Below are 12382 nucleotides of genomic sequence, written 5' to 3' on the forward strand. Positions count from 1 at the left end.
CGGTCGTCGTCACCATATCTGCCACTTGCAAACCCGGCGGCGCACTCACCGTGTCGATTTCTTTTAGATTAACGTTGTCAATCGACCGCGAGTACGTGTACGAAGTTTCGGCGGCTCCATCGATCTTCCCCTGCCACCATTCGCTGCGCGTCGTGTACTGGGGCGAGTCGTTCAGCAAGCCCACCTGATTCCGGCCATAAGGATCATTTGGATCGATAGTCGTGTAGTTGTACTTGGTGCAGGCTATCTGGGTCCCGTCGGTGATGGCTCCAGCCGCTCCGGTCATGTTGTTGCGCACGGAGATGCGACGAGCCATGCCGTACGTGCTGTAGTCCAGAAACAGATAGCCGCGACCGGTCGCCGGATAATATATGCGCCTCATTACCGTGATCTGAGATCCTGAAGCCGGGTTGCTGCTCTGGTCCACCGGCACGCTGAAGTTGTATTGAAGTGTGATTGTTTGATACTCGATGCGCACTAGCGTGCGGGTGCCGCCGCCCTGATCGGGGGCAGTTACCGCCGCCAGCGCAAACTGAGGCTTTGCGCCTGTGGTATCTGCTGCGTAGCCGCTGTCCCCGTAGTAGCGGAACTGAATGACGCGTCCCAGCGTGTCGGTGATTTGGTCAATGGCCCATCGAACTGGGAAATAATTCGGGTCGTTGGAATTCTTTACATAATTGCGGTAGCCGATGACTATGAGATCGCCGTTTCGATTTCTTATGCTCGCTGGCAGCCAGCGGTTATTCACGAGGTCATATTTCACCAGAGTGCCGTCGGGATAGCGCAGCTTGCCGTTCAAGGGATTCAATGTGATAAACGACCCGTCAGTCGAGCTTGCTATCCCGCTTTGCAATTGAAGGTGCGTGCGAGTGCCGTCGGGCTGGATCAAAAGCCAATTCCCAACGCCGTCATAGTTATCCACCAGCCGTCCATAGCCGATAGTCCATCCGGGCGCGGGCCATCCTTTTCCATAATTGAACATCATGCCGCTCGGCTCTTTGCTCCACACGCGGCTGTTACAGGTCAAAGCAAGATTCACATCGAGGCCACGGCCCGGCAGCCCAAGCACCGGAGCAGAGAACACGTAGTCGTAGCTGCCGAGTAAGTTCTTAGTCTTAGTCACGCTACCCTGCGAAAACTCGACCGCACCGAAGCGCGGGCTGCCGACCGCATTGTAGGGTGCGGCAGCCGCTGTGGCTGTAGAATCAGGATTATCTCCATCAAGTATGGGCTCGATTAGAAAAGGGCTGCGACCTAAAGCCTTGCCGGTCAGGTTACCTGCCCCCGTTGTGAACTTGACCGTATGCTTCGTCGTCGAACGAGTTTGACGGAGCGCGGCAGGTTGAGCCAGCGATTTGAATGATTGCCGGGCCCTCATTCGACCCTCATCGCTGACCGAGTCCGTGTGGACACGGCCGGCGAGCGTGCCAGCAGAAGCAGTCGCTGCTGAGATAAGATTTGCTGCGATCGTCGGTTGAGGCTCGGCCATCTGTGCCGCTTCCGGGTCGTCGCAATCGTGGCCGTGTTCCGCGTCCCAATCCAAATCGCCCTGCCTGCGATCGCTAAGTCTGGGTCGCAACCCCGCGCGCACCTCGACGTTCACATGCGCTTTCGTCGTGCCGGCGTTAACGGCAACCTGGGTGTGTCCGGGGGCACTTGCTGAAACCTCGCCCCAAGAAGAAACGCTTGCCAAGTTGGGGTCCTTCGTCTCCCAGATCAAAGCTGCTCCGTGTACCACCTCTTTGTTCCGGTCGAGCGGCAACGGAACAAGCGTGAAGGCCTCGCCCACGTATAGCAGAAGTTTTCGCGGGCAAAGCCGCAGGTGCTTGACCTCCGTCGCACGGTCCGATGGCCCTTTGAAGTCCTGTGATCCCACGGTCTGGAGTTTTTTCCTCGAAGGAGTTAAGAATTCAATGACGAATTCTATCGCGGTGCGCGCCACCGGTTCTGCCAGGACTTGCGGTATAGGAACAGCCATCGCGGCGACTAAGACGGCTGCCAGAAAGCGAAAGATTGCGGCATATTCTCTTTGAAGGGGCCGTCCAACTCTAGGTCTAGAGAATGTCATGATCTATCTCCTCTCGCCTGCGGCGACCGGACTGGCCCGAACACGCCGAAGCCATGACTTGCTCGCTGCTGGCTGCCAATAGAAGTTCACCAACATCGAGCTTTACTCACAACGAAGAACTGCGGCTCATTCGTGGAATTGCCCGAGCCCTTTGATTCACCACTAAGTCAGACGTAAATCTCGACCCGCATAATGCAACTCTCAAAGAATAGTTCTCGGTTGGTGACCGCCAGTGACGAATTCGCAGTACATCTTCTCGCGCACGTGAGCCGCCCGTCAGGTAGTAAGAATGCAGACTGGAAGGGACGACTTTCTCAATCCGGGCTGATTGCGACAGAATCAACCACAATTGCTTTGAGTATTTTTCGCAAGCGTCAGCTTAAATCTTTAGGCGTGGAAAGTCCAGAAACTATTTACAGCATTAACTGAGAATATTCACTAAGCCGATTCTGTGAAATTGATACCGCTCAGTTGCAAGAGTGTGCGCATGTGCCTGTTCGCGCTGAGGGCACAAGTGCCGTCGAGCAGTGCGACTTCAAGAACCGATCTTCAATCTCGCTACCCGCTTAGTTTGGACCGTCTTGGCATGGAAGGACCGCCACGGAAGTCAAAGCGATCGAGTTGTTGACCTTAGCGCGTGGCCCCGAGCTTCACCCGTCCGTCTGAACTGACACCAGTTACTCGCTCCACGCCTTCGAACGCTACGGCCAAGAGTTCAATCTCCCGGCTTTCGCCGGCGCCAAGTGTCAGCACTTCGCCCCGCGCCGCGGCGCGCGACAGCACCGGCAACGTCGCGCAGGGCTCAAGCGCGATGTTGTAGGTCGCACTCCACCAGGGATAATCGCGCCCGCCCCGGTAGACTTGCCAGTACCATAACTGCTTAAACACATCCGCCGGATATCGCAACGCGAACCCGACCCCGACACGCATGTTTGTCACCGCGTACCAGCCGTCGGTGATTCCTTCAAGAAACACCATGTCGCTCGCGGCCACATCGGGTCCGGGAATCAGCGAAAGATCGACCGGCCTGCCGTCGATGCCTAATGCTGCAGGCCAGTCGGTTAACTGGTCAGGCGCCAATCTCGACGTGGCAGGTGTGAAATCAGCAATGGTCCGAATGCGACAGTTCGGCAAGTCCACTCGGCAGCTCTCGTCGATGAACGGCCAGCCGAACGCCGGATGATGGCCCCAGGTGAAGTTCACTTCCTGCCCACCCTCGTTCGTCAGGAGTTCGCGTATGCGCAGCACCGCCTCGCCGCGACGCAGGCTCACAGTCTTCACCAGATGAAACGGCGTACGGACTGTGCGGACGTCGAATCGAACTTCGATCTCGTCGGGTTCATCCTTAATTATCGCGTAGCGCCATGGCAGCAGCAGGACTTCGCCGTGTTGTCCGACCTCCGCGCCCTGATGCAACGAAAGGTTGCCGCAGTTCGGAAACAGCTCTTGCCAGCCGCCTTCGTAGTAGTCCATATGCGCGCCGCCGGCTCGCGAACTGGTGGGCACGAAGTGAGAGCGCTCGCGCAGGCCAACCCAGGTTCGCCACATGAAATCGACATCGCGCGGCTTGTAGAGAAACTCGTAGATGTCCGTGCCCTTATCAGCGATGATCGTCACGCGCAGCTTCTCATTCTCCAGTGCAACGCACCGATGGCCTTCGAGGACCATCTCGGTGATGCGGCAGCCGTAGTTGCGATTGTGCCGATAGGTTTGATAGCTCATCTCGCCTCTCCACCAGGATCAGAAGATATCATGTGAAGCACACTCTCGGTAGCACGGGCCGCTCCGCGCGTTTAGAATGGTTCCATGAATGCCGGAACAAAGGCCGTGGTATTGTTGAGCGGCGGGCTCGATTCCACCACTGCGTTAGCCGTGGCTCGGTCCCAAGAATTCGAACTCTATGCCCTGTCGTTTCGCTACGGCCAGCGCCACTTAATGGAGCTTGAGAGCGCGAGCAAAGTCGCAAACGCTATGGGCGTTGAGAAACACCTGATCGTCGATTTCGATCTGCGAGCGATCGGCGGTTCCGCGCTGACTGATCAGATCGAGGTCCCTAAAGAACGCGGGGCTGAAGAGATCGCCTCGGGCATTCCTGTGACGTATGTACCAGCTCGCAACACGATCTTTCTGTCGTTCGCGCTCGCGTGGGCTGAAGTGCTCGGCGCTCAAGACATTTTTATCGGGGTGAACGCGCTCGACTACAGCGGATACCCTGATTGCCGCCCAGAGTATATTGAGGCGTTTGAAAAGATGGCGAGTCTTGCAACAAAGGCCGGAGTCGAAGGCCGTCTGCGGCTCAAGATTCACACTCCTCTAATCGCGATGACCAAAGGTGAGATCATCCAGGCTGGCTTGAAGCTCGGCGTCGATTATTCGCTGACGCACAGTTGCTACGATCCGTGCCCGCAAGGCATCTCGTGTGGCAAGTGTGATAGCTGTTTGCTTAGATTGAAAGGATTCGCCGACGCAGGAGCGCGCGACCCTTTAACTTACGCGGACCAGTGACGGTCCCGCCGGCTTACCTTCCTTCCTGCGCGGGTTTCTCACCCCAGATCCACTGCGAAAACCACTCGTAGTTGAGCTCCATCACTGCGCGCTGTTGTTTGGGCTTGTCGATGCCATGACCGAAGCCTTTGTATACGACCATCTTCACAGGCACGCCTCGATCTTCAAGCGCCTGCCGAAGCTCATACGCATTAGGTATGGGCACTCGCTTATCGAGTTCGCCGTGCTGAATCAACGTCGGGGTCTTCGCGTTCTTCACGTAAGAAATCGGTGAAGTCTTCTGATAGATTTCCGGGTCATCCCAGGGTGTCGCTTTCAAATACTGCCGGGTGAAAGGGTGAATGTCGGTGTTGACATAGTAAGTCATCCAATCCGAAATGCCCGCGCCGACCGATACTGCTTTGAAGCGGTCGCTGCTGCAGGTGATGAACGCAGAGATGTAGCCACCCTGGCTCCAACCCATCGCCCCCACGCGGTCTCGATCTACTATTCCCTGCCCAACTAAATGATCGACGCCCGAGATCACATCCCAGTAGTCACCGACGCCGAGGTTGCGCACGTTGAGCGATCGAAACTTCTCGCCGTATCCCGCCGAACCACGATAGTTGGGCCGCAAGATCAAAGCACCCTTCGCCGCAAACATCTCAATGGGGTAGTAGCGATCGCCTCGGATAACCGGCGTATCAACTCCGGTGGGTCCGCCGTGGATGACGACAAGCAACGGATACTTCTTTGACGGATCGAAGCTCGCCGGTTTGATCAGCACTCCTTCGATCGCAGTTCCGTCAGTCGACTTCCACTGAATCACCTCGCGCGTTGCAAGGCGAAAGTCCTTCAACTGATCGCTCATCGCCGTGAGCCGCTTCGGCTGGAACGGCTTCACGGCGGACAAGTAGACTTCGGGAAAATCGTTCGCGCCTGCGCCGACGAAGGCGACTTGCTTGAAGTCGGCGGTGAATGAGAATTGAGACGAACCCGACCCCGAAGGTTGGCTGACTTGCTCGATGGCTTTGGTCGCCGGATTCAAACGAAATAGTTGCGAAGCCGTCTTCTGCGCACTGCCGAAGTATATCCCATCCGGCGACCACTCTATTAAGCCGGGCGATTCGTCGAAGCTTTCGGTGAGCACCCGCGGCGCGCCGCCCTCAGCAGGTATCACTGCAATGTATGAGTTGGTGTAGAAAAAGAATTCGCGGCCGTTGGCAGTCTGATAAGCGATTTGCCGTCCATCCGGGGACCACAGCGGATTCCCATCAGGACCTTTAGTCTCGACGATCCGCTTTATCGTTTTATCGCCGACGTTCAATACAAAAATATCGCTCGTGCCTGACGAGCCGAGATCGGGGTCCTTTGCAGCGCCGAAAGCAACTCGGTTTGAGTCGGGTGACCACGAGAAGCCATTCACCGAAAGGCTTGAACCCTCGGTTAGCCTCACAGGTTCAGGCTTCTTGTCTTTGAGCTCGGCTGGTGCGTCGATCATCCACAAGTGGGTGAAGATGTAGTCAGTCTGGACGATTTCAAAGTCGCCGTACCTCTCCTTGCGATCTTTGCGCGCCTTGCTCTCCGGGTCACTGGCGGTGAAGGCAATGTAGCGGCCATCGGGTGACCAGTTCAGAGCGTTCACCCCGGTTTCAATGCTGGTCAATTGGACAGCTTCGCCGCCGTTTGGCACGATCAGGTAGATCTGTCGCTTCCCGTCGCGGTCTGATATGAAGGCGATCCGTTTTGAATCGGGCGACCATTGAGGATTTGTGCTCGACTTCTTCGCGTTTGTGAGCCGATAGCATTCACTTGTTGCGATGACAGCAATCCATATCTCGGTCTCGAATGCGTTTTCTTCCCAGTTAGTTTTCTGAACCTGATACGCGACATAACGGCCGTCTGGTGAAATGCGCGGACTACCGGCAGTTTTGAGGTTGAGCGATTGCTCGACGGTCGGCGTTTGAGCCGCGCCTGCAACCGCAAAAGGCGAGAGCACTAAGATGACCCACACGACAAAGGCCGTCTTCTTCATAGCGGTCCCCCACGAAACGAATTTGCGCAGGTTGGCTGCGTGAACGGCACTATACCACAAAGGACTTTTTGCGATTAACAGGATCCGGCGAAAGAGCACCTTCAAATCGCGTCGTCACTCGAGCATCTCGAGCGCTTCTTGGAGCTCGCTGCGGGCCCGCGGGTCGTTGGCTGCCGTGGCCTCAACAAGTCCCCTCTCGTAAACGTCACGCGCCTCATCGAGCAGTCCAGTTTTCACCAGCAGTCTGCCGAGCTGGTAGTAGGCCGCAACGTAGCCGGGATCGCGCGCAATCACTTCTTGAAGCTGTGGCACGGCTTCCTGATCAATGCCCTCCTTCTCGAGTTCGAGCGCCAGGGCATAGCGCGAGAAAGATTCGTCAGGGTCTTGCGCGACGAACTCTTCCAGCATTTCTCTTCGACTCTTCATCGCTATCAGTGGGTAGAAAGACGAAAAGCACTAAGGTGAAAGCGGTGGCATTCAAGGTCGTGCTTTTGGGGTCTCCACGACGCTCATTCAACCGCCAAAGGTGGTCGCCGCCGCGACACCAAACGCTAACGCAAGAAGGCAAGCGTAAGGAGTATGTACCGACCAGTTGAGAAACCACGCTCAGCCCGATGCCATCGAGAACTTGGAACCCTAGCGAGCACCGTATCGTACGGTGCTCGTCGCGGGCGGGATGCTTTTCTAGGACTCCGAATCTTCCTGTGCCGGCGTCTCTACTGATTCGACGGCGTCTGGTCCGGCAGCGGCAGCAGCGGCAGCGGCCATCGCCCGTTCACCACGGGTATCGCGCTCTCGGATGCGAGCAGCCTTGCCGCGCAGTTTGCGCAGGTAGTAGAGCTTCGCTCGTCGCACACGGCCGCGGCGAATCAGCTCGATTCGGTCGATAACGCTCGCGTGCAGCGGGAAGATGCGCTCGACTCCAACGCCGAAGCTTGTCTTCCGCACTGTTATGGTTTCGCGCACCCCCGAGTGCTTTCGCGCGATCACGACTCCCTCAAACGCCTGAATGCGTTCCTTGTCGCCTTCCTTGATTCGCACGTGAACGCGCACCGTGTCCCCGGCCTGAAACTTCGGAATACCACTCTGTAGTTGACTGTCCTCGACAGCTTGGACTGTTGGATTCATAGCTATACCTCATATACGCGGGTTGTTCCCGCCTTTAAGTCATTCGCCAATCTCTTTCAAAATCTCTTCGATCTCTCGTCGCTCGTCTTCCGAGAGCGCGCGCCCCTGGATCAAATCAGGTCTGCTGCGGAGAGTCTTCTCAATGGCCTTGCGGCGGCGCCAGCGTTCGATCTCAGCGTGGTTTCCACTGAGCAGCATCTCGGGCGCCTTCATTCCGCGATACTCCGCAGGCCTCGTGAAGTGCGGATAATCAAGTAAGCCGCCGGCAAACGATTCGCGCTCGACCGACTGCTCGCACCCAAGAGCACCCGGGATCAATCGCGTCACCGCATCAACCACGACCATTGCCGGTATCTCACCCCCCGACAGCACGTAGTCCCCAATTGATACTTCATCCGTTATCAAATGCTCGGCGACGCGTTCGTCCACACCTTCGTAGCGGCCACAGATCAGAACGATGCGCGGTTTTCGCGAGTATTCTTCAGCCACTGGCTGATTGAACAAGCGACCCTGCGGTGAAAGCAATGCTACGCTTACGTCGGGAGCGCCGCTTGTTAACGCTTCGACAGCCCGAAACAGCGGCTCGGGCTTCATCACCATGCCCGCGCCTCCGCCGAAGGGCCGATCGTCAACCTGACGGTGCCGGTCGGATGTGTAGTCGCGCAGGTCGTGAACATGAATGTCGATCAAGCCTGCTTCGGCCGCGCGGCGAACTATTCCAAAGTCAAAGACCGTGCTGAAGATCTCCGGGAAGATCGTTATTATGTCGAACCGCATTTCAATTTTGGATTTCAGATTTCAGATTGTTGGATTCTCGATCAAGCTCTTCCTCAATCCCAAAATCCTAAATCTAGAATCCAAAATCTCTTCCTGATTCACAAATCCAGCAAACCATCGGGCGGATCGATCGTGATGCGTTTCGCTTCCACGTCGACGTCGGTGCATATTTCGTCGGCGAATGGGATCAGTCGCTCCCGGCCGTCATCGCTCTCCAAAACCAGGACGTCGGTACCTCCCGTTCGCATCAACTTTGTCACGTGTCCAAGCCTTCGACCGTCGGGGGTCACCGCTTCCAACCCAATCATCTGATGCTCAAAGAACACCCCCTCCGCAAGGGGTTTCAGATCTGCTTCGGCGATCACCAGCCGGCCTCCCGCAAGATTCTGGGCGGCGGTCATGGAGTCGCAGCCCTCAAACTTCAAGATGACGCGCTCTTTGTGAAACCAGCATTCTTCAACCCTCAGTCTTAACCGGGTTCCGCCGGGCATCCAAACAGTCACCTGTTCCAGCGACGAAAATCTCTCTGGAAAGTCAGTCTCAACGGCGCACGCTACCTCTCCTCGGATGCCGCGAGCCTTGACGATTCGCGCTATCACGACGTCTTCTGAAGGCGACCGGTTGTCAGGCGCGCTACTCATCACTACTCGAGAATCTCGAGGACAAACCGCTTCCTCAATTTCATACCCGCCGCTCGCAGCAATGTTCGCATCGCCCGCGCGGTGCGCCCTTGCTTTCCGATAACTTTGCCCAGGTCCTGAGGGGCGACTCGGAGTTCAAGCACCGTAGCCGTCTCTCCGTCTATCTCCCTGACCGCCACGTCGTCGGGATAGTCAACGAGAATCTTCGCAATAGACTCGACGACTTCCTTCAATGAACTGTCGTTCATACGTCGTCTCCTTCAGAGTTCGGCGAGGCAGGAAGGACCGCGGCGCGGCCATTGTCGGGCGCTCGTCACACACCGGTGCCGGCGTCTGAGAGCTCGGTCTTGCGCTTGATTAGGCTTCGCACCGTCTCAGACGGTTGCGCCCCGCGTTCTATCCAATAGTTCACCCGCTCGCGGTCGATCTTGACATCGGCTGGCTTGCGGCATGGATCGTAGTAGCCAACGGATTCAACAAACCGCCCGTCCCGCTTCGATCGTTTTTCAGTGACCACAATTCGATAAAAGGGCTTCTTCTTCGCCCCCATCCTGGTTAACCTGATTGAAAGCAATTTGCACCTCCATGTTTGATTGCGGATTGCGGAATTCGGATTGCGGATTGAGAGACCGAAGCATAGTTCTTAAATCCGCAATTCCGCAATCCATAGCCTCAGTGTTTCTTTTTCTTCTTTCTCCTCTTGGTTGCCTTGCGGCGGCCACCCGAGCCGAAACCGGGAACTCCGCTTCCCATCAGCCCGCCCATCATTCCGCCGAGCCCACCCGAGGTCATCATTCGCATCATCTTCCGCATCTCGGTGTACTCGTTGATCATCTGATTTACTTCCTGGACTGCCGTGCCGCTGCCGCGCGCGATGCGCTTCCGCCGCGATCCGTTGAGCAGCGTATGATCCCGCCGCTCTTCGGGAGTCATCGAACTTATGATGGCATCTGTGATCTTCAGCTTGTGCTCCATCTCGGCAGTTTGCTCCGGGGTCACCCTCATCCCGCCGAGCAGATTTGAGGGTAACATATCCAACAGCTTGTCGAGCGAACCGAGCCGTTTCATCTGACGGAGCTGATCACGAAAATCCTCGAGCGAGAACTTGTCCCGCGCCAGCTTCTGCTGAAGCTCCAGCGCTTTCTCTTGATCGACCTCCGACTGCACCTTTTCGATAAGCGAGAGCACGTCGCCCATTCCCAGAATGCGCTGGGCGATCCGGTCCGGATAAAAGGATTCAATCGCATCGTAGCGCTCGCCCACGCCGATGAACTTGATCGGCTGGCCGGTTACTTCTTTGATAGAAAGCGCCGCGCCGCCTCGAGTGTCACCTTCCATCTTGGTAAGGATTACGCCGGTGAGTCCGACGCGCTCGTGAAACTCCTGAGCAGAGCGCACCGCGTCCTGTCCGGTCATCGCATCGGCAATGAACAGAATCTCCGACGGGGTAGTCTCACGCTTGATCTGCTGAAGCTCGGCCATCAGCTCTTCATCGATGTGCAGCCGGCCCGCCGTGTCGATGAGCAGCGTGTCGTAACCCACCAGCTCGCACTCGCGCACCGCCTTCCGGCAAAGCTCCAATGGGTCGTTTATCTCAGGCGCTTCGAACACCGGCTGCCCTATAGCTTGCCCGATTATCGAAAGTTGTTCCCGCGCCGCCGGACGGTAAACGTCTACCGATACTAAGAGTGGGCGCCGCTTTTGGCTTTGAGAAAGCAAGCGTGCGAGCTTGCCGGTTGTGGTCGTCTTCCCCGAACCCTGAAGACCAACTATCATTACTACGTTTGGAATACGCTTGGTAAAGAGCAACTGCGTCGAGGTCCCGCCGAGCATCTCAACCGTCTCGTCATATACAACCTTCACTACTTGCTGAGCAGGAGAAAGCGAGCCCATCACTTCCTGACCAAGGGCCTTCGCTTTCACTCGGTCGACAAATGACTTTACAACCTTGAAGTTGACATCGGCTTCGAGCAGCGCAATGCGAATCTCGCGCATCGCCGCTTCGATGTGTGCCTCGGTCAATCGACCTTGACCGCGCAGGTCCTTGAGGACCTTTTTCAGCTTGTCGGAAAGTGCTTCGAACATGACGAAATCGCTCTCAAACGCAAACCTATAAACTATATACCGGCTAGTGATATGTCAAGGAGTGACGCCTTCCGTCAGGAAGCTCGACGACTCATCTTAGCAACCCGGTCTCTTATGGACCGCACAAAAAAAGAGGAGGGTCACTCGATCGTGACCCTCCTCTGGTTCGTAAGCCGGAGTGAGAGGTCTCCCTCTCACTCTTGCCTGATTGTTGTTAGTTAGCTGGACACCGCTCGTTGCATAGGAACGGCTGCGAAGCCACCCCGTTCGGCCCTGGATTTGTGATTATCACATTTCCGGGCAGCCCGTTGCAGACCTTCTTGACCAGCCTCAGCTTCGACGGGTTGTTCGTCCCAGGAACAAGCTCGACCACCTTGATCTTCTTAGGCGTCACTCCTCCCACCGTCGCTATGGCTCCCTCCTTGATGTTTGTTCCTGTCACATCGAGGAAGAACTGACCAGTCGGCTGCCTGTCCAGCTTGCAACTGGTCACCGTCGCTATCTCTGGCGTATTGCACCCGGGAGTTCCAGGAGTGCAAGGAAGCCCCGTTCCAGGGTTGTTGCACTTGAACGTCACTTGGAAGCCCTGTTCGTTGCCTGTCGTCGGACACGGAGCTCCAGGCTGTCCCAGTACCGCGCCTGTCAGGTTGCGGCTCGTTCCGCCCGGCCCAACTGCGAAGAACAGGAATGTCTTGCCCGCGTTCGCTGACGTAAACCTCACTTCAACATCGAACAGATTGCAGGTCAGCGCCTTGATCTGGCCGCTGGCCGACGGGTTCAGACCTATCGTGATCGTGTTGGCAGGATTTGATACATCCTGGAAGATCGCGCTCGTCACGCTGAACGTACCATCTGCCGCGCAGAAGCACGCTCCGCTGACCAGTAGATCCTGAAGTATCGAGCAGTCCCCGCCCGACGGCGTTACGCTGAACACCACCGGCGCCCTCGTACCAAGAGCGATCGTGCACGAAGTCGTTCGCGTGAACGGTCCGAACACATTGTTGTCTCCGGCGGTGAACGTCGTCGTTACATTAATCGTCGCCGTTCCTCCGCAGCATGCATCCGGGAATGCGGTGCCCGGCCGGCTGGCAAGCGTATTCAACGTGGCTCTCACCAGGTTGCAGTTTACCGGCGTTACGCTTCCCAGCACGATCGTCGCGTCGA

At 56.7% G+C, this 12382-nt stretch carries 11 protein-coding genes and 1 pseudogene; 1 reads left to right on the top strand and 11 read right to left on the bottom strand.

Annotated elements, in window-relative coordinates; translation table 11 throughout:
• Together AABO57_28695 and AABO57_28700 are read right to left on the bottom strand one after the other, a co-directional pair.
• Nucleotides 1-2068 (bottom strand): hypothetical protein (locus AABO57_28695; protein ID MEK6289714.1); only part of this gene is annotated, 2068 nt, incomplete at its 3' end.
• A gap of 630 nt (nt 2069-2698) precedes the next feature.
• A complete protein-coding gene (locus tag AABO57_28700) occupies nt 2699-3790 on the bottom strand; it encodes an aldose 1-epimerase (protein MEK6289715.1) in 1092 nt (363 codons plus the stop codon).
• Nucleotides 3791-3874: 84 nt separating this feature from the next.
• Here AABO57_28700 and queC point away from each other — a divergent pair, with 84 nt between their 5' ends.
• Nucleotides 3875-4573: a 7-cyano-7-deazaguanine synthase QueC gene (gene queC, locus AABO57_28705; GenBank protein ID MEK6289716.1), complete on the top strand. Its 699-nt coding sequence runs from the start codon at nt 3875-3877 to the stop codon at nt 4571-4573.
• Nucleotides 4574-4586: 13 nt separating this feature from the next.
• Here queC and AABO57_28710 read toward each other — a convergent pair whose 3' ends face one another.
• From AABO57_28710 to AABO57_28750, 9 genes and pseudogenes are all read right to left on the bottom strand, one after another.
• A complete protein-coding gene (locus AABO57_28710) occupies nt 4587-6587 on the bottom strand; it encodes a S9 family peptidase (GenBank protein ID MEK6289717.1) in 2001 nt (666 codons plus the stop codon).
• A gap of 114 nt (nt 6588-6701) precedes the next feature.
• Nucleotides 6702-7013: a tetratricopeptide repeat protein gene (locus AABO57_28715; GenBank protein MEK6289718.1), complete on the bottom strand. Its 312-nt coding sequence runs from the start codon at nt 7011-7013 to the stop codon at nt 6702-6704.
• 360 nt (nt 7014-7373) lie between these two features.
• Nucleotides 7374-7715: pseudogene (gene rplS, locus AABO57_28720) on the bottom strand (50S ribosomal protein L19).
• Between the two features lie 39 nt (nt 7716-7754).
• Nucleotides 7755-8492, bottom strand: a complete 738-nt coding sequence (trmD, locus tag AABO57_28725; protein ID MEK6289719.1) for a tRNA (guanosine(37)-N1)-methyltransferase TrmD — start codon at nt 8490-8492, stop codon at nt 7755-7757.
• Nucleotides 8493-8590: 98 nt separating this feature from the next.
• Nucleotides 8591-9133: a ribosome maturation factor RimM gene (rimM, locus tag AABO57_28730; protein MEK6289720.1), complete on the bottom strand. Its 543-nt coding sequence runs from the start codon at nt 9131-9133 to the stop codon at nt 8591-8593.
• A gap of 2 nt (nt 9134-9135) precedes the next feature.
• Nucleotides 9136-9381 carry a KH domain-containing protein gene (locus tag AABO57_28735; GenBank protein ID MEK6289721.1) on the bottom strand — a complete coding sequence of 82 codons (246 nt, stop codon included), beginning with the start codon at nt 9379-9381 and terminating at the stop codon, nt 9136-9138.
• A 65-nt stretch (nt 9382-9446) separates the two neighbouring features.
• The gene (gene rpsP, locus AABO57_28740) at nt 9447-9707 is read right to left on the bottom strand and encodes a 30S ribosomal protein S16 (protein ID MEK6289722.1); all 261 of its coding nucleotides are present in this window, start codon (nt 9705-9707) and stop codon (nt 9447-9449) included.
• Between the two features lie 98 nt (nt 9708-9805).
• Nucleotides 9806-11218 (bottom strand): signal recognition particle protein, encoded by a 1413-nt coding sequence (ffh, locus tag AABO57_28745; protein ID MEK6289723.1) that lies wholly within the window; start codon nt 11216-11218, stop codon nt 9806-9808.
• 214 nt (nt 11219-11432) lie between these two features.
• Nucleotides 11433-12382, bottom strand: a 950-nt coding sequence (locus AABO57_28750) for a hypothetical protein (GenBank protein MEK6289724.1), incomplete at its 5' end; no start/stop codon positions are given.

The sequence above is a fragment of the Acidobacteriota bacterium genome, from assembly GCA_038040445.1.
GTDB classification, from domain to species: Bacteria; Acidobacteriota; Blastocatellia; order UBA7656; family UBA7656; genus Onstottus_A; species Onstottus_A frigus.

Excerpts from the sequence above, each read along its gene's own strand:
- AABO57_28715 (MEK6289718.1), bottom strand. The coding sequence starts at position 7,013 with ATGAAGAGTCGAAGAGAAATGCTGGAAGAGTTCGTCGCGCAAGACCCT.
- trmD (MEK6289719.1), bottom strand. The coding sequence starts at position 8,492 with ATGCGGTTCGACATAATAACGATCTTCCCGGAGATCTTCAGCACGGTC.
- AABO57_28710 (MEK6289717.1), bottom strand. The coding sequence starts at position 6,587 with ATGAAGAAGACGGCCTTTGTCGTGTGGGTCATCTTAGTGCTCTCGCCT.
- AABO57_28735 (MEK6289721.1), bottom strand. The coding sequence starts at position 9,381 with ATGAACGACAGTTCATTGAAGGAAGTCGTCGAGTCTATTGCGAAGATT.
- rimM (MEK6289720.1), bottom strand. The coding sequence starts at position 9,133 with ATGAGTAGCGCGCCTGACAACCGGTCGCCTTCAGAAGACGTCGTGATA.
- queC (MEK6289716.1), top strand. The coding sequence starts at position 3,875 with ATGAATGCCGGAACAAAGGCCGTGGTATTGTTGAGCGGCGGGCTCGAT.
- AABO57_28700 (MEK6289715.1), bottom strand. The coding sequence starts at position 3,790 with ATGAGCTATCAAACCTATCGGCACAATCGCAACTACGGCTGCCGCATC.
- ffh (MEK6289723.1), bottom strand. The coding sequence starts at position 11,218 with ATGTTCGAAGCACTTTCCGACAAGCTGAAAAAGGTCCTCAAGGACCTG.